16 protein-coding genes, 1 tRNA gene and 1 pseudogene are annotated in these 16,979 nt (G+C 69.6%); 6 read left to right on the forward strand and 12 right to left on the reverse strand.

The features are described 5' to 3' along the window. Positions 1-122: 122 nt before the first annotated feature. Positions 123-404: a DUF2795 domain-containing protein gene (locus tag IE231_RS02440; RefSeq protein ID WP_189692371.1), complete on the reverse strand. Its 282-nt coding sequence runs from the start codon at positions 402-404 to the stop codon at positions 123-125. On the opposite strand from IE231_RS02440, the gene IE231_RS02445 reads away from it, so the two are divergent. Then, complete coding sequence (locus IE231_RS02445) at positions 403-996, forward strand: hypothetical protein (RefSeq protein WP_189692372.1); 594 nt, start codon at positions 403-405, stop codon at positions 994-996. The two genes, IE231_RS02440 and IE231_RS02445, sit on opposite strands and share 2 nt — an antisense overlap. A gap of 146 nt (positions 997-1,142) precedes the next feature. Here IE231_RS02445 and IE231_RS02450 read toward each other — a convergent pair whose 3' ends face one another. Further along, positions 1,143-1,856: a GAF and ANTAR domain-containing protein gene (locus tag IE231_RS02450; RefSeq protein WP_189692373.1), complete on the reverse strand. Its 714-nt coding sequence runs from the start codon at positions 1,854-1,856 to the stop codon at positions 1,143-1,145. A 67-nt stretch (positions 1,857-1,923) separates the two neighbouring features. Next, the gene (locus IE231_RS02455; RefSeq protein WP_189692374.1) at positions 1,924-2,454 is read right to left on the reverse strand and encodes a very short patch repair endonuclease; all 531 of its coding nucleotides are present in this window, start codon (positions 2,452-2,454) and stop codon (positions 1,924-1,926) included. A gap of 257 nt (positions 2,455-2,711) precedes the next feature. Here IE231_RS02455 and IE231_RS02460 point away from each other — a divergent pair, with 257 nt between their 5' ends. After that, positions 2,712-3,815: an enolase C-terminal domain-like protein gene (locus IE231_RS02460; RefSeq protein WP_189692375.1), complete on the forward strand. Its 1,104-nt coding sequence runs from the start codon at positions 2,712-2,714 to the stop codon at positions 3,813-3,815. 69 nt (positions 3,816-3,884) lie between these two features. On the opposite strand, the gene IE231_RS02465 is transcribed toward IE231_RS02460, so the two are convergent. The 7 genes from IE231_RS02465 to IE231_RS02495 all read right to left on the reverse strand — a co-directional run bounded on the left by IE231_RS02465 (position 3,885) and on the right by IE231_RS02495 (position 10,097). Further along, complete coding sequence (locus IE231_RS02465) at positions 3,885-4,211, reverse strand: hypothetical protein (protein ID WP_189692376.1); 327 nt, start codon at positions 4,209-4,211, stop codon at positions 3,885-3,887. A 143-nt stretch (positions 4,212-4,354) separates the two neighbouring features. Next, complete coding sequence (locus tag IE231_RS02470) at positions 4,355-5,209, reverse strand: aldo/keto reductase (protein ID WP_189692377.1); 855 nt, start codon at positions 5,207-5,209, stop codon at positions 4,355-4,357. A gap of 87 nt (positions 5,210-5,296) precedes the next feature. Further along, positions 5,297-5,737, reverse strand: a complete 441-nt coding sequence (locus IE231_RS02475) for a hypothetical protein (protein ID WP_189692378.1) — start codon at positions 5,735-5,737, stop codon at positions 5,297-5,299. A gap of 14 nt (positions 5,738-5,751) precedes the next feature. Continuing rightward, complete coding sequence (locus IE231_RS02480) at positions 5,752-6,387, reverse strand: bacterial proteasome activator family protein (protein WP_189692379.1); 636 nt, start codon at positions 6,385-6,387, stop codon at positions 5,752-5,754. 26 nt (positions 6,388-6,413) lie between these two features. Continuing rightward, positions 6,414-6,617 carry a YbdD/YjiX family protein gene (locus IE231_RS02485; protein ID WP_189692648.1) on the reverse strand — a complete coding sequence of 68 codons (204 nt, stop codon included), beginning with the start codon at positions 6,615-6,617 and terminating at the stop codon, positions 6,414-6,416. Positions 6,618-6,673: 56 nt separating this feature from the next. Continuing rightward, entirely contained in the window at positions 6,674-8,956 is a 2,283-nt protein-coding gene (locus IE231_RS02490; RefSeq protein ID WP_189692380.1) for a carbon starvation CstA family protein, read from the reverse strand. Between the two features lie 157 nt (positions 8,957-9,113). Next, complete coding sequence (locus IE231_RS02495; protein WP_189692381.1) at positions 9,114-10,097, reverse strand: NAD(P)H-quinone oxidoreductase; 984 nt, start codon at positions 10,095-10,097, stop codon at positions 9,114-9,116. Positions 10,098-10,171: 74 nt separating this feature from the next. On the opposite strand from IE231_RS02495, the gene IE231_RS02500 reads away from it, so the two are divergent. Next, positions 10,172-10,259 (forward strand) — tRNA-Ser (locus tag IE231_RS02500). A 142-nt stretch (positions 10,260-10,401) separates the two neighbouring features. Here the strand turns inward: IE231_RS02500 and IE231_RS02505 are convergent. After that, a complete protein-coding gene (locus IE231_RS02505) occupies positions 10,402-10,845 on the reverse strand; it encodes an endonuclease domain-containing protein (RefSeq protein ID WP_189692382.1) in 444 nt (147 codons plus the stop codon). Between the two features lie 41 nt (positions 10,846-10,886). Further along, complete coding sequence (locus tag IE231_RS02510) at positions 10,887-11,033, reverse strand: hypothetical protein (protein ID WP_189692383.1); 147 nt, start codon at positions 11,031-11,033, stop codon at positions 10,887-10,889. Positions 11,034-11,339: 306 nt separating this feature from the next. Here IE231_RS02510 and IE231_RS02515 point away from each other — a divergent pair, with 306 nt between their 5' ends. The 3 genes and pseudogenes from IE231_RS02515 to IE231_RS02525 form a co-directional block, all read left to right on the forward strand. After that, positions 11,340-12,119 (forward strand): VOC family protein, encoded by a 780-nt coding sequence (locus IE231_RS02515; RefSeq protein WP_189692384.1) that lies wholly within the window; start codon positions 11,340-11,342, stop codon positions 12,117-12,119. Between the two features lie 157 nt (positions 12,120-12,276). Then, the gene (locus tag IE231_RS02520; protein ID WP_189692385.1) at positions 12,277-14,805 is read left to right on the forward strand and encodes an ExeM/NucH family extracellular endonuclease; all 2,529 of its coding nucleotides are present in this window, start codon (positions 12,277-12,279) and stop codon (positions 14,803-14,805) included. 137 nt (positions 14,806-14,942) lie between these two features. Further along, a pseudogene (locus IE231_RS02525) lies at positions 14,943-16,916 on the forward strand (bifunctional metallophosphatase/5'-nucleotidase); the annotation flags it as partial. Positions 16,917-16,979 lie beyond the last annotated feature (63 nt).

The following is a 16,979-nucleotide window of genomic DNA, read 5'->3' on the forward strand; positions in this document are numbered from 1 at the left end:
AGTCGGACTGGCTGCACGACCGAGCCCCATCAGGCCCGTGGCCTGATGGGGCTCGCTGGATTAATGGGACGCGCCCGCTTGACGGGGCTCCTCGGCAGAGCGCGATAGCCCCGCGGGCAGACTCAGCCGGCGTCGAAGCGGTCGTCCCCGCGCTCGTCGTCGTCCGCTTCGACGCCCGCGTCACCGTCATTCCCCCTCTCGGGGTGGTTGCCGGCGTCGGAGATCGCCTGGCTCACCTCGGTGGGTTTGGCGTAGGAACGGTCGGGGATGCTGTTGAGCGCCCGCGTGACGTTGCTGTCGGCACCGTGGCTCTTGGCAGCCTCGAGGAGCTGGGACTTCTCCGCCGGGTAGTCCACACCGGCCAGGAACTTCTGGATCTGGATCGGATTCTCGCTGTTCGTCATGGTCGTCCTCTCAGTCGCGGTCACGGCGACGCCGCTCGGCGTCGTAGACGTCGTCCCGGACGACGCCCTCCTGCGTGCGATGCCGCGCGTCGCCCTGGCGGATCCCCTCATCGCGGACGCCGCCCTCGCGAACATCCCGGACGCCGCCCTCGCGGACATCCCGGGCGCCGTCGTCGCGCACCTCGCGGTCGTCGCGAACCTCACGGCGGACTGCACCGCCCTCGCGGACGTTCTCCCCCTCTCGAACGCGATCATCACGGGCTTCCCCACCGTGGGCCTCGCGGTCGTGGGCGTGCCGGTCGTGGGCGTCGTCCCGATCGGGATCCAGCTCATCGGCCTTCCTGCGCTGCTCGGCAATGCGCGCACGATCGTCGTCGAGTCCCTTGGTCTGCTCCTTGGCCTGCTGGCGCAGCCGTGTGGCCTCAGCCTCCGCCCGTGCAGCGTCGGCCTCAGCCCGAGCAGCGCGCGCCTCAGCCTCCTGGCGGTTCGCCTCCCGCTCACGGACTTCGACTTCCCGGGCTTGTGCTTGGGCGCGCAGCTCTTCGGCCTGAACACGCTGCTTCTCGCGCCGGCCCTCGGACCGCCGGCGTGAGGCCGCTACCGCGATGACGATGATGATGATCACCACGATCACCGCGATCACGATGAGCCAGGTCAGCTGGGTGGAATCCATCGGATACCTCCTGGGGTGAGATTCTTCACCCGCCTCCTACCCCGCTGGGAGGATCTGACGCGAAATCAGTGTTCCTCAGGGGGCAGCTCGCCCGTGAGCATCACGTCGTCAGCCACATCGCGCAGCTTGCGGTTCAGCCGGGAGCTGCTCTGTCTGAGAAGGTCGAACGCCTCCTCCTGGGTGACGTGGTGGGCGTTCATGAGGATGCCGATGGCAGCCCCGATCTGGCGGCTCGTATTCAGGGCGGTCGTGAGGCCTGCGGCCTTGCCGCTGCTGTCGGCATGCAGCAGCAAGACGCGAGCATGTGCTGCGAACAACGCGGCGACCGTCACTGATTCCGCCGTCAGGGCGTCTGGATCGCTGCTGTACAGGTTGAGAGCACAGCGCGCCGGTTCATCCAGCAGGTGGAAGGAAAGAACACCACGGGCGGGGGTTTCGGTGAGCGCCGCGGCCGAGAACCGGGGCCAGCGATCATCCCGGGCAAGATCCGGTACCCACACCACCTCACGGCTCGAGGCCGCATCCAGGCTCGGGCCCTCGCCCAGCCTGTACTGAAGCTCATCGGCTGAGGCGGCGACGGGGCCCGTCGAAGCGATGCTGCGGGGCTTCTCCCCCGTATGCCACGAAGTGATGGCAGCCCACGCGCATCCGGGGACAGTCTTAACTGCATGGACCACGAGCCGCGCGAGCGCAGTGGCGGCGCCGCCGCCGGTGAAGAGGTACTTGTTGAGCTCGACGAAGTCGAGTGCGAGGTCCGTCGGCTCGCTGTTGGCTGACATGCATCCTCCCCGAAGAATCTGCCCATAGGATAAATTGCCCCAAGCGGAAGCTCCAGTCCGATGCTGCCTACCGTCCGGGGCTCCTTCCGCCCTTCAAGCCCTCGGCACGGACCGTCGCGGCAATCTGCTCTGCCACCCGGGCAGGATCCTCGTGGCTCCAATGCCGCAGCACCCGCCAGCCGGCGGAGGTGAGGGCGGCAGTCGTCTCGGCGTCCCGCTCGCGGTTGCGGGCAATCTTGGGCCTCCAGTACTCGACGTTGCTCGCGGGTTCGATGTAATGCTCCGGGCAGCCGTGCCAGTAGCACCCGTCGATGAACACGGCGACCCGGGCCCGGGTGAAGACGAGGTCAGCTGTCCGCCGCAGGGAGGGCTCCGGCCGGTACGCGACCCGGTATCGCAGGCCCATGGCGTGCACCGCCCTGCGCACCTTCAGCTCAGGGGCCGTGTCCCGCGAGCGGTTGCCCAGCATCGTCTTGCGGATGGCCGGCGTGGTGGCCCAGGAGGATGCGGACGACGGCGACGAGCCAGCGGTGGCGGTCGGGTTGCCGACGTCGTCCGCGGCCCTCGAGCGTGCAGTGGGCTCCTCCGCCTGGCTCATGCGGCCAGCGTACGCCGGCCCCGCGGCCGCGCTCCCCCTGCGGGCGCCCTCGCTGGCCGCCGCGGGCCGCCCCGTGTTCGGGCGCCGTGCAGCGGCGTTTCGGTGGGAGCGCGGAGGGTAGTCCCCACGCGGGTCTGCGCAGGAGGGGCCGGATGGCGGGCCCGGCGTGGACACGGAGGGAAGTGATCCGAAGTGGTCCACAGGATGCATCAGCGCGTCTGGGACGCCATGGCCAGTCACCGCGAGAGGGCAGCCCGATGAGCCCGGTGCCTGTCGCGGCGCTGACCGCCGCGGCCTACACCATCCCCACAGACGCTCCTGAGGCGGACGGGACGTTCGCCTGGGACTCGACCACCATCGTCGTGGTGCAGGCAACCGCGGGCGACGCCACCGGCCTCGGCTACACCTACGGGCCCCCCGCACTCGTCTCCTTCATCCAGGAGCTGCTCGAACCCGCTGTCCGGGGCATGGACGCCCTTGCCGTGCCTGCCTGTGCCGAGGCGATGTCCCGTGCGCTGCGCAATGCGGGACAGTCCGGCGCGGGAGCCTATGCCCAGTCCGCGGTGGACTGCGCTCTGTGGGACCTCGCCGCGCGGACGCACGGAGTGGCCCTCCACACGCTCCTTGGCGCGGCGCGCACCGAAGTGCCGGTGTATGGAAGCGGCGGGTTCACGAGCTACTCCGCCGAGCAGCTCACCGACCAGTTGACGGACTGGGTCCAGGGGCAGGGGATTCCCAGGGTCAAGATCAAGATCGGCCAAGACCGGGGCACCAGCGTGGCGCGCGACATCGACCGCATGCTGCTGGCCCGCGAGACCATCGGCAATGAGGCAGAGCTGTTCGTCGATGCGAACGGCGCCTACACCCCCAAACAGGCGGTACGCGTCCTGGATGCGGCCCGCGACGCCCGGATCACATGGTTCGAGGAGCCCGTCTCGAGCGAGAATCTCGAGGGACTGCGCCTCGTCCGGGGAGGGATCGCAGCGGATGTGGCCGCCGGCGAGTACCTCACGCGGGTGGCGGACGCCCAGCGCATGTGCGCGTCCGGCGCGGTGGACTGCCTCCAGGCGGACGTCACGCGATGCGGCGGGATCACCGGGTGGCTGCGCGTTGCGGCAGTCGCGAGGGCACACGGACTCGGGTTCTCGGGGCACTGTGCGCCGGCCCTCTCGGCTGCGCCGGCCGCCGCAGCCCCAGAGCTCCGGCACCTCGAGTGGTTCCACGACCACACGCGCCTCGAGGCCATGCTCTTCGACGGGACGCTGGACCCCTCCGGCGGGACCATCACCCCCGATCCCGACATGCCCGGCAACGGGCTGGTCTTCCGCTCCGCCGACGCCGAGAAGTACCGCGTGCTGTGACGTACCGGGTGTGTCAGCGGGCAGGGCCGCCCGGCTCATCGCCCGACGGCCCTTGACGGCGTCCGCCTGTCAGTCCGGGAGGCCGGACCCTTCATCGTCCGACTCCGAGGAGAACGACTCCCGATGCGCGTCATCCTCAGTGTTGTCATCCTCGATCGGCGCGTCGGTCGACGGCTCCTGGGTGGCGCGCTCGTCGGGGTCCTCCCGGCCGGGCTCGTCCATGTCCACCGGCTCATCGACCTTCTCTGGTGAGACGTTCTCGGGGGTGGTGGCGTCCTCCGCTGCCCCGGCACCGGCAGCCTGGCCGCCGCCGGGGGGCATCTCGTCCTCGGGTGTGGGGCTGCCGTAGCCCTCCTCGTGGGGAAGCGGGTGCTGGGACTCGTCATGGTTGGCCATGGACTCGACGCTAGCGGCGTGCGCCGCGAGAGTCCATGAACCCGCACATGATTCCCTGCCCCAACCCACGACGCCGACGACTCCCCCGCGAAGGGCGAGTCGCCGGCGTCGTGCGCCAGCGGAGAGCGCGGGCAGCGCTCCGGTCAGGCGAAGTCCGCCTCGGCGGGATTGGCGCCGATGCGGCCGTCCTCGCCCTTGTCCAAGCCGTTGATCGCCTCGACTTCATCGGGCGTGAGGGTGAGGGCGAGGGCAGTCCAGTTCTGGGCGATGCGCTCCGGCGTCACGGACTTGGGGATCACCACGTTGCCCACCGCGAGGTGCCAGCCGAGCACAACGTTCGGGATGCTCACGCCGTGGCTCTTCGCAATATCGCCGAGGACCTGGTCCTCGAGAAGGTCCTTGCCCTGGCCCAAGGGCGACCACGCCTCGTGGAGGATCCCCTTGGACTGCTCGTAGGCCCGGAGCTCCTTCTGCGGAAAGTACGGATGGGTCTCGACCTGGTTGATCACGGGGACCACGCCGGTCTCGCGCTCGATCTCCTTGAGCGCGTCGACCGTGAAGTTGGAGACCCCGATCGAGCGGACGCGGCCGGACTCCTTCAGCTTCGCGAACTCCTCCCACGTCTCGAGGTAGAGGCCGCGCTTCGGCTGGAGCCAGTGGATGAGGTACAGGTCCACATAGTCGAGGCCGAGCTTGTCCAAGGAGGTCTCGAAGGCCGGGGCCACCTTGTCGCGGCCCTGGTCCGCGTTCCAGAGCTTCGTGGTGATGAAGAGGTCCTCACGGTCCAGCCCGGAGGAGGCGATGGCGCGGCCCACGCCCGCCTCGTTGCCGTAGATGGCGGCGGTGTCGATGTGGCGGTAGCCCACGCGGAACGCCTCGCCGACCACCCGCTCGGCGACGTCGTCCTCGACCTGCCACACACCGTACCCGAGCTGGGGGATGGTGCGGCCGTCGTGGAACGTGAGCACAGGTGAAGTCAGGGTCTCTGCCGTAGTCATGGCGTCCATCCTGCCACCGGGGGCCCACCGCGGGCAGCCGGGAGGACCGATTTGAGGGTCGTCTTCGCGCAGCGCGAACGGGCGGGGTCAGTGGTCCAGGAGCCGCTCAGCCTCTTCGACGTGCTCGACCACCGCGGCCGCCCTGCGCTGGACGGACAGCGCCCCCATCGGCACGGGACCCACGGCAAGGCGCAGCATGGCCGCCGCCTCGGCCGTCGTGGCGAGCGCGTTCCCCGCCCGCGAGAGCGCGCGGTGGACGGCGGCGAACTCGCCGGGAATGTCGAGCCCGTCGCTCGGCGACCGGCGCTGCGCCTCCATGCACACGGCCCGGACGCGCGGCAGGAGCGCGGCGAGGGTGTTGGCGATGCCGGCGAGCTCGTTGTAGAGCCCGTCGTCGTCGATCCCCTCGAGGACCTGATGGTACCGGTCGAGGCCGCGCCGGAAGCGGTCGTGCGCACGGCGCCACAGCCCCTTGCCCAGCTCGGCGTCGTCTCGGCGGCTCGCGAGGGCCTCCCTGATGAACCCCATCGGCGTTCCGGCGATCAGAGGTACTGGCCGGGGCCGTGTTCGGCGCGGCCCTGCTCGGCCGCCCGCTGCGCCTGGCCCTGCGGGGCGCGCTGCGGCTCGCCGTTCTCCCCGATGATGACCCCCGGCGCGATCACCGTACCCGGCGGCAGCTGGCGCAGCTGCACCTGCGACGCCGCGAGCTGGTGTGCGGCCTGCTGGGCGGCGATCGCGGTCTGGATGCCATGGAAGAGCCCCTCGAGCCAGCCCACGAGCTGTGCCTGGGCCACCCGGAGCTCCGATTCGGAGGGCACCGATGCGTCCGAGAACGGCAGGGAGATGCGGTGGAGCTCATCGACGAGCTCGGGCGCGAGCCCATCTTCGAGCTCTGCGATGGAGCGCTCGTGGATCTCGGCGAGGCGCTCGCGCGCGGCCACGTCGAGAGGCGCGCCCTTCACCTCCTCGAGGAGCTGGCGGATCATCGTGCCGATGCGCATGACCTTGGCCGGCTCGTCGACGAGTTCCTGGAGACTGGACCGCTTGCCCCGGGACTGCCCGGACGACGGCGCGTGCCCGCCGTCCTGCGCGGCCGCACCGTCGACGGGGGTCCCCTCCACGGGAGCCTCGTCCTGACCGCCCGGCGAGGGCGTGTGCTCGTTCCCCGTTGAAGTCATGCGGCCATACTCTCATGTGCCCCGGGTCAGCAGCAGCGGCCCTGGGGGTTGGCGTCCTGCCGGTCCGTGCGGTCACGCCAGAACTCGCGCTCGGTCATCGGCGGGAGCGCACAGCGCCCAGCGGCCTCCTCCGCACGGTGGTGCTCGAGGTACTTCTCGTACGCATCGGCGCCCATGACGCCGCGGAGGTACCTCAGCGCACTGGCGAGCGCCGAACGCACGGCGGCCATCGCCGTCGTGCGCCCGGCGCTGCCTGCGGCCCCGGAGGGCACGGGTGTGGGGTGCATCAGTGGTGGGCCGCCGGCGTCGTGCTCAGCCCGGCGTCCTTCCACTGGGCGAGGACCTCGCGCTCGGCCGGGGTGGGCACAAGGCCCGCCGGGGCGAAGACGCGCGAGGGGACCGCGGGGTCCTCAGTGTCGGCCTCCGCGCCGATCCCGACGCCGCGGAACGCCTTGAACGTTGCGATGAGCGCGGCCACGATCACGATGATGGAGAGCACCACGAACACGACGCTCAGGACACCCTGGACCATGGTGTTGCGCACCACGGCCTCCATCGCAGCGACCGTCTTGGCCGTGCCGAAGGACGTCTTGCCGTCCGCGAGCGCCTTGGCGAACGCCGCGTTCTGCGCGAAGTAGCCCACCGCCGGGACCGGCGAGAAGATCTTGAACGCGCTGGCCGAGATGGTCACGACCGCGGCGAACGCGAGCGGCAGCGCCACGACCCACAGGTGCTTGAAGGTGCGGCGCTTGGCCACGATCGCAAGGACCACCGCCAGGGCAATCGCCGCGAGCAGCTGGTTGGCGATGCCGAAGAGCGGGAAGAACGTGTTGATGCCGCCCAGCGGGTCGGTCACGCCGAGGATGAGGATGTACCCCCAGCCGGCGACCATGACCGCCGTGCACAGCCACGCGCCAAGGCGCCAGGACGTGTCCTTGAACTTCGGGACGAAGTTGCCGATCGAGTCCTGCAGCATGAACCGGGCCACGCGCGTGCCGGCGTCCACCGCGGTGAGGATGAACAGGGCCTCGAACATGATCGCGAAGTGGTACCAGAAGGCTGCGAGGCCGGCTCCGCCGATGAACTGCTGCATGATGTGGCTCAGGCCCACGGCGAGGGTCGGCGCACCGCCCGTGCGGGAGACGATCGACGCCTCGCCGACGTCCTTGGCGGTGCCCGCGAGCATCTCCGGGGTGACGTCCACCCCGGCCAGGCCCAGACCGTTGACCCATGTCGCGGCCTGCTCCACGGTGCCCCCGGTGAGGTTCGCCGGTGAGTTCATGACGAAGTACAGGCCGCGGTCGATCGAGATCGCTGCCACGAGCGCCATGATGGCCACGAAGGACTCCATGAGCATGCCCCCGTAGCCGATGAAGCGCGTCTGCCGCTCCTTCTCGATGAGCTTGGGGGTGGTGCCTGAGGAGATGAGGGCGTGGAAGCCGGAGAGGGCGCCGCACGCGATCGTCACGAAGAGGAAGGGGAAGAGGCCGCCGGCAAAGACGGGGCCGTTGTCCTTGAACGCGTACTCGCTGAACGCCGGCACGGTGATCTCCGGACGGACCACGATGATCGCGATCGCGAGGAGGGCGATGACTCCGATCTTCATGAAGGTGGAGAGGTAGTCACGCGGTGCAAGCAGGAGCCACACCGGCAGGACCGCGGCGACGAAGCCGTAGACGATGAGGCCCCACGCGATCGGGAGCCGGTCGAGGTGGAAGACGGCCTGTCCCCAGCCGGTGTTCGCGACCGCGCCGCCGCCGATGATCGCCGCCATGAGCAGCACGAACCCGATGACCGAGACCTCCATGACCTTGCCCGGGCGGATGAACCGCAGGTACACGCCCATGAAGAGCGCGATCGGGATGGTCATGGCCACGGAGAACACACCCCAGGGGCTCTCGCCGAGGGCGTTGACCACGACGAGGGCGAGGATCGCGACGATGATGATCATGATGAGCAGCGTCGCGATCAGGGCGGCGGTGCCGCCGACGACGCCGAGCTCTTCGCGGGCCATCTGGCCCAGGGAGCGGCCGCCGCGGCGCATCGAGAAGAACATCACGAGGTAGTCCTGCACAGCGCCGGCGAGCACGACGCCGACGATGATCCAGATCGTGCCGGGGAGGTAGCCCATCTGCGCTGCGAGGATCGGGCCCACGAGCGGCCCCGCGCCGGCGATCGCGGCGAAGTGGTGGCCGAAGAGCACATTCCGGTCGGTGCGGACGTAGTCCTTGCCGTCCGCCTTGTACTCGGCCGGGGTCGCGCGGACGTCATTGGGCTTGAGCAGGTACTTCTCGATGTACTTCGAGTAGAACCGGTATCCGATGAGGTACGTGCAGACCGCGGCGAAGACGAACCAGATCGCGTTCACGGTCTCGCCGCGGACCAGCGCGAGCATGACCCAGGCAAGGCCGCCCACGAGCGCGACGGCCACCCAGACGGCGATCTTGGTCGGGGTCCAGCGACGCTCCTCGGCCTCGAGCTTCGCGGGGTCGACGGCGACCGGGGGCAGGGCCGGGTCCTGGACGAGTGTCTCCGGCGCCTCCCCCGCGCCTGGTGAGACGGTGCTCATGGTGCTCCTCCTCGAGCGACAGTGTTGGATGGTCTCGACCATAGCCAGCACGTGTGGCGGCGGGCACCGGATCACGCAGAGTCGGGACGAGCGAGAGACGAGCGGTAGCGTCCGCACGACGAGCGGCGCCCGGCGCCGGGCCGCGACGCCGCCGAGGCTACATCGTGAGGAGGATCTTGCCGACGTGCTCGCCGGAATCGAAGTACTCGTGCGCGGCGGCCACCTCCGCGAGGGGGAAAGCCTTGTCGACGAGGGGCTTGATGCGCCCGTCCGCGACGAGCGGCCACACGTGCTCCTTGACCGCGGACATGATTGCCCCCTTCTCCTCGACCGGGCGGGGGCGGAGGGCAGTGCCGATCACAGCGGCCCGCTTGTTGAGGAGCATGCCGAGGTTCAGCTCAGCCTTGGCCCCGCCCTGCAGGCCGATCACCACGAGCCGGCCGTACGTGGCGAGTGCTTCAACATTGCGCTCGAGGTACTTGGCTCCCACGACGTCGAGGATCACGTCCGCACCGCGGCCTCCGGTGGCCTCGCGGATCGCCTCCACGAAGTCCTGCTCGTGGTAGTTGATCGCCACGTCGACGCCGAGGAACGCCCGTGCCGTCGAGACCTTCTCCTCGGTCCCCGCGGTCGCGGCGACTCGCGCGCCGAACGCCTTGGCCATCTGCACCGCCATGGTGCCGATCCCGCCCGTCGCACCGTGGATGAGCAGCATCTCGCCGGGTTGGAGCTGGGCGGTCATGAAGAGGTTCGAGTAGACGGTGGCGGCGGTCTCCGGCAGCGCGGCGGCGGTCACGAGGTCCACTCCCTGCGGGATGCGCAGCACCTGCTCCGCAGGGACCGCGACCTTCTCCGCGTAGCCGCCGCCGGCCAGGAGCGCCACGACCTTGTCGCCGACCGAGAACGGCCGGGCCACATCCGGCCCGAAGCCCGCGATCCGGCCCGACACCTCCAGGCCCGGGATCTCCGAGGCGCCCGGCGGCGGAGGATAGAAGCCCCGCCGCTGCTGCACATCCGCCCGGTTCACGCCCGCGGCGACAACGTCGATGAGCACCTCCCCCTGCCCGGCCACGGGCGCATCGACCTCGCGCACCTGAAGGACGTCCGGGCCTCCCGGCTCGGTGATGAAGACGGCCTTCATGCTGGTGCTCCTCCTCCCCCGCGGGGACGTCGGTTTCATGAGGTCACTGCGTTATGAAACACTACTAGGCACAGGGAAGGTTGTCCGAGCGGCCTATGGAGCTGGTCTTGAAAACCAGTGTGCGGTAACCCCGTACCAAGGGTTCAAATCCCTTACCTTCCGCGTTCCGCCCTCGCGGCGGCGCGAACCCCCGGTCCTTGCGGCCGGGGGTTCGTCCGTTTCCGGCACGCACGACGGCGGGTTGGCGCGGTGAGTGCGCAGGTGGCCGGGGTGGGGGCGGACCCAACTCGGGACAGCTGCGCACTCACCCTGCCCAGCCCTGACGGCGCAGCACCTCTGCCACCCGACCCGCGACCCACCGGCCACCGTGGCGCATGTCCCCGCGGGTAATGACGAGAAGCCGCCACCCGGCGTCGGCGATCTCCTTGGCCCGCATCGCGTCCCGGGTCTGCTGCTGGGGTGTGAGGTGGTGGACGCCGTCGTACTCCACGGCGAGTCGGTACTGCGGGAAGCCCAGGTCGACGTAGGTGTGCTCGCCGTTCTCGCCCTCGATGAGGCATCCCACGACCGGCTCCGGCAGCCCCGATCTCACCAGGGCGAGGCGGAGTCGTGTCTCCATCGGCGAGTCCGCCCCGACGCGGACGAGCGCAAGGGCTTCACGGGCCCGAGCGGCACCCCGCCGACCGGCCGCGGCCACGACCGCTGCCGTGAGGGGAGCGAGCCGGACGATCGCGGCCTTCGGATACATCGACCGAACGTAGGGAGCGCAGCGCTGGGACAGGGCCTGTTTCACACCCCCGGGATGCGGATCCCACGGCTCGGCACGACGAGGTCCGCCGCCTCGAGCCGGGACGCGGTCACGCCAGCCGAGCGTGCCTCTGCCACCGTGAAGGACGCCGTGGCCAGATGCGGTGGGAGCTGCTGCCTTCTGGTCATGGCCCCATTCAGCCATGCCGCGAGGTGTGTGCGTGGCCAGATGATGGGTTATCCACAGCTCAAGGTGCGAGGGCTGCGCGGGTGCGCAGTTATCCGGGGTGAAGCGCTCACTGACTCCGGTGAGCTACGCACTGACGGCACGCACGACGGCGGGTGGCCGGCTGCGGCGCTCGGGGGCAGCCCGGGCAGGGCTGAGGCAACGCTTGAAAGTGTCAGAGGGGCGGCATAGCGTCGTGCCCGTTCGGCCCGAGACCACCAAGTCGACCTGCCGCGGCACGGCAGCGACCACCCACACGAGGAGCTCTCATGCCCAAGCCAGACCTGACCCCCGGTGCACCCTGCTGGACCGATCTCATGACGAGCAACGTCGAGCGGGCCAAGGACTTCTATGCGGCGCTGTTCGGATGGACCTACGAAGTAGGCGACGAGGAGAAGTACGGCGGCTACGTGACCGCGTCGAAGGACGGCGCACCGGTGGCTGGCCTCATGGCCCCGATGGAGGGCCAGTCCTCAGGACCCGATGCGTGGACCGTCTACCTGAAGTCGGACGACCTGGACGAGACCGCGGCGAAGGTCCAGTCCTCCGGCGGCCAGACTCTCGTGGCGCCCATGGACGTCCCCGACGAAGGCCGCATGGCCGTGTTCACCGACGCCGGAGGGGCCGCCTTCGGCGTCTGGCAGAGCCTGGGCCACACGGGGTTTGAAAAGATGGCCGAGCCGGGTGCGCCGGCGTGGTTCGAGGTCCACACCCGTGCCTTCGGCCCGGCTCTGGCCTTCTATCAGGAGGCGCTCGGCTGGGAGACCGAGACCATGAGCGACACCCCGGAGTTCCGGTACGCGACCCTCGGCTCCGGCCGCGATCAGCGGGCTGGCATCTACGACGCCTCGGCGGACCTCCCGGAAGGCGTGCCCTCCCACTGGATCGTGTACTGGGACGTCGAGAGCACGGACAACACCGTTGAGACGGCAACGCGGCTCGGCGCCACGGTGCTGATCCCGCCCGTCGACACCCCGTACGGCCGGATGGCCGCCCTGACCGACCCGACCGGAGCGCTCTTCCGCCTCATGCAGCATCGCGAGGCCTGATCAGGCCCGAAGACCGCTGAGGTTCTCAACCGGCGTGGCGTCCCAGACTGCGCCACGCCGGTCAAGGGGCTGCCCCTGCGTGAAACCTTTCGTTCACTTTGAGATGGTGGGCTGACCACGCACTACCACTGTCCCCTGTGAGAAAGTTCAAGGAACCATGGGAAATCACCTATGGCGGAGGGCTGTCTGGGCGCTCTCCGCGGCAGCCCTCGTGGCCTCGCTCGCCACCGCGCTGCCCGCCACGGCCGCGGACCCCGCATCCCCTCACCCCGTCATCATCAACGAGGCCTACCTCTCCGGCGGCAGCGCCGGAGCAGCCTTCAAGAACAAGTTCGTGGAGCTCTACAACTCCTCTGACCAGGACGTCGACCTGAGCACGTGGTCGCTGCAGTACCGCTCCGCCACGGGTACCGGCGCCGCAACCGGGGTCGTGGCCCTGGCCGGAAAGAAGATCAAGGCGCACGGCTACCTCCTCGTATCGGGCAATTCCAACGGCACGGCCGGCGCTGAGCTGCCCACCCCGGACGTCACCTCGGGCCTCACCCCGTCCGGGACCACCGGCACCCTCATCCTGGCCCGCAAGCCCTCGGCCCTCACACTCCCCACCGGCAGCCTCACCGGCCATCCGGACGTGGCCGATCTCCTCGGCTACGGCACCTCGAACACGTTCGAGACCAAAGCCGCCGCTGCACCGGCAGGCAACACCGACGTCAAGAGCCTGAATCGCACGAACTTCGCGGATACCGACGACAACTCGGCGGACTTCACGCTGAGCAGCACCATCACCCCGCAGAACTCGGCGTCCGGCGGTGGTGGCACCACCCCCGATCCCACACCGGCCCTCAAGGCCATCGCCGACATCCAGGGCACGGGCACCGCGAGCCCCTTCGCGGGCCAGACCGTCACAACCCGCGGCAAGGTCACCGCCGCCTACGGGACCGGCGGCTTCAACGGCTACTACATCCAGACCCCGGGGACCGGCGGGACCCCGGCCGCCGAGCGCACAGGATCGGACGCGATCTTCGTCTACTCCCCCGCAACGGCCGGCAGCGTGCATCGGGGCGACTACGTCGAGGTCACCGGACCAGTGAGCGAGTACTTCAACCTCACCCAGATGAGCGTCTCGGCCGCGGGCCTCAAGGTCCTCTCGGATCCTGCACCGGAGGTCAAGGCGACTCCGTTCGCCCTCCCGCTGGCCGAATCGGCGAAGGAAGCGCTTGAGGGAATGCTCGTCGCCCCCGAAGGCCCGTTCACGGTCACCGACAACTACTCGCTGAACCAGTACGGGGAGATCCTGCTCGCTGCGGGCACATCCGCCCTCGTACAGCCGACGGCGATCGCCCCCTACGGCTCGGACGCCTACAACGCCGCGGTCGCGGACAATGCGGCACGTAGAGTCACGCTCGACGACGGCGCGACGACCAACTTCCTCAAGGATGCGTTCAGCAAGGCCCAGCCCCTCCCGTACCTCACGGCAACGGACCCGGTCCGGGTCGGCTCACCAGTGACGTTCTCCGGCGAGACGATCTTCGACTGGCGCAACAGCGCGTGGAAGCTGCAGCCGCTCGAGCAGCTCACGCCGTCGAACGCTTCAACCGTGCAGCCCGCCCACTTCGGCAGCACCCGCGCGGACAAGCCGGCGGACGTCGGCGGCACCCTCAAGCTGGCCACGTTCAACGTGCTCAACTACTTCCCCACGACCGGGGACCAGCTCACGGGCTGCACGTACTACACGGACCGCGAGGGCAACCCCGTCACCGTGCGCGGCGGCTGCGACGCCCGTGGCGCGGCGAACGCCGAGAACTTCGAGCGGCAGCAGGCCAAGATCGTGGCGGCCATCAACGGCTCGGGCGCGGACATCGTCTCGCTCGAGGAGATCGAGAACTCGGCGAAGTTCGGGCTCCCGCGCGATGCGGCGGTCGAGAACCTGGTGGGGGCGCTCAACGCCGCGGCCGGGGAGCCGACGTGGGCCTTCGTGCCGACCCCCGCCGTCGTGCCCGCGCAGGAAGACGTGATCCGCACGGCCTTCATCTACAGGAAGCACGTGGCGCAGCCGATTGACGAGTCGGTGATCCTCGACGATCCCGCCTACACCGGGTTGGCCCGCCAGCCGCTCGCCCAGGCGTTCAAGCCCGTGGGCGGCAACAACGCGACCAAGTTCGTCGCGATCGTCAACCACTTCAAGTCCAAGGGGTCCGCGGCCACTCCCGAGGACACGGACAAGGGCCAGGGCGCGTCCAACCTCGCGCGCACCGCGCAGGCCCGCGCGCTCGTGACGTTCGCCGAGCAGATGAAGACCGCTGCCAACACGCAGAAGGTGTTCCTCCTGGGCGACTTCAACTCGTACGCGTACGAGGATCCGATGGCCGTCCTGGCTGCGGCCGGCTACATCGACCAGGCACCGCGCACCGGCGGCAAGCACTCATACGCGTTCGGCGGCATGGTCGGCTCCCTCGACCACGTGCTCGCCTCGCCCGCCGCCGACGCGACGGTGAGCGGCGCGGACATCTGGAACATCAACTCGGTCGAATCGGTGGCGCTCGAGTACAGCCGCTTCAACTACAACGTCACCGACTACTACACATCGGGCCCGTTCCGGTCCTCGGACCACGACCCGTTCGTGATCGGCTTCGACCTGACCTCGAAGTCCGCCAACGCCGGCAACCCACCCGGACAGACCAAGTGAACTCACCCTGGAGGAACAGCACTGTGAAGCACCGATTCCGCCCGCTCTCCGGCGGGTTCGTCGCGGCTGCCCTGGCCGCGACGCCCCTCACTGCGATCCCGCTCGCTGCGGCGCTCGCCGCCCCGGCAGCGGCCGCGGGCACGGTAGATGTACGCCTCATCAACATCAACGACTTCCACGGCCGCATCGACGGCAACACCGTGAAGTTCGCGGGCACAGTCGAGCAGCTCAAGGCCGAGGCGCCCGGCGGCAACGCCGTGTTCCTCTCTGCGGGCGACAACATCGGGGCGTCCCTGTTCGCCTCGGCGAGCCAGAATGACCAGCCGACGATCGACGTCCTCAACGCGCTCGACGCCAAGGCCAGCACCGTGGGCAACCACGAGTTCGACAAGGGCTTCGCGGACCTCACCGGCCGCGTGGTCAACGGCGGCACGAATGCGGCGTTCGACTACCTCGGCGCGAACGTGTACCTCAAGGGCACCCAGACCCCGGCCCTGCCCGAGTACCGCGTCGTGGACGCGAACGGTGTGCGCGTGGCCGTGGTCGGCGTCGTGACCCAGGAGACGCCCGCGCTCGTCTCGCCCGGCGGGATCGCCACCCTCGACTTCGGCGACCCGACGGACGCGGTGAACCGCGTTGCGGGCAAGATCAAGGCCACCAACACGGCCGACGTGATCGTCGCCGAGTACCACGAGGGCGCCGGCGCCGGCACGCCGGACGGCGCGACCCTGGATCAGGAGATCGCCGCGGGCGGCGCGTTCGCGAAGCTCGTGACACAGACGTCGGCGGACGTCGCGGCCATCTTCACGGGCCACACCCACAAGCAGTACGCGTGGGACGCGCCGATCCCGGGCCAGCCCGGCAAGACCCGCCCGGTGCTGCAGACGGGCAGCTACGGCGAGAACGTGGGCCGCATCGACCTGAGCGTCGACACCGCCACGAAGCAGGTCGTCGCGTACTCGCAGGGCAACGTCAAGCGCACCACCGCGGCCGACGCCGATCTGGTCGCCCAGTTCCCGCGCGTCGCCACGGTGCAGGGCATCGTGGACAAGGCACTCATGGCGGCCGACGCGATCGGGGGGACGCCCATCGGTGCAGTCACGGCAGACATCACCACCGCGTTCTCCGGGGGCAAGCGGGACGACCGCTCGTCGTCGTCCACCCTCGCCGGCCTGGTTGCCGACTCGCTGCTCGACTCCCTCAAGGACCCGGGCCTCGGCGGTGCCGAGATCGGCGTCGTGAATCCGGGTGGCCTCCGCTCGGAGCTCTACTACGCCAGTGCCAGTCGACCTTCGGGCACCATCACCTACGCCGAGGCGAACGCCGTCCTGCCGTTCGTGAACAACCTCTGGACCACGTCGCTCACAGGCGCACAGATCAAGACGATGCTCGAGCAGCAGTGGCAGCGCGACGCAGCGGGCAACGTCCCGAGCCGCAGCTACCTCCAGCTGGGCACGTCGAAGAACCTCGTCTACACGTTCGACGCGACTCGGGCCGAGGGCGACCGCATCACGTCGATCCGCGTCAACGACGAGGCTCTCGACCCGCAGCGCTCCTATCGCGTGGGCACGTTCAGTTTCCTCGCGCAGGGCGGGGACAACTTCCACGTCTTCGCACAGGGCGCGAACACGCGTGACTCGGGCCTGATCGACCGGGACGCGTGGATCGGCTACCTGTCCGGCCACAAGCCGGTCTCGCCGGACTTCGCCAAGCGCAGCGCCGAGGTGCTCAACGCCCCGGCCACGGTCATGGGCGGCCAGAAGCTCTCCGTCACCGTGCAGGGCCTCGACCTCACCTCTCTCGGCTCGCCCAAGAACACGCAGGTCTCGCTCACGTACTACCCTGCCTCCGGCGAGCCGCGGGCACTCGGCGTCTTCGCCGTCGTCAACGGCAAGGCGGTCCTCGACGTCACCGTCCCGTACGCGCTGCAGGGTGGACGGCTCGTCGCCTCGGCCCTCGAGTCGAAGACCACGGTCACGCTCCCGATCTCGGTGCCGATCCTGGCGGGCTCGTGCCTGGACCTCGGCCTGAACCTGGACCGGCCGAGCAACCGGGCCCAGCAGTCGGTCGACTCCCTCGTGAAGAACTACGCCAAGGTCTGCGGCCGCTGACCTGACCGGGGACCTTCACCGGGCTTGAGGCCCGCCACGGGGCACGCACGACGACGGCCGGTG

This window comes from Sinomonas cellulolyticus (assembly GCF_014656475.1).
Classification (GTDB): Bacteria; Actinomycetota; Actinomycetes; order Actinomycetales; family Micrococcaceae; genus Sinomonas; species Sinomonas cellulolyticus.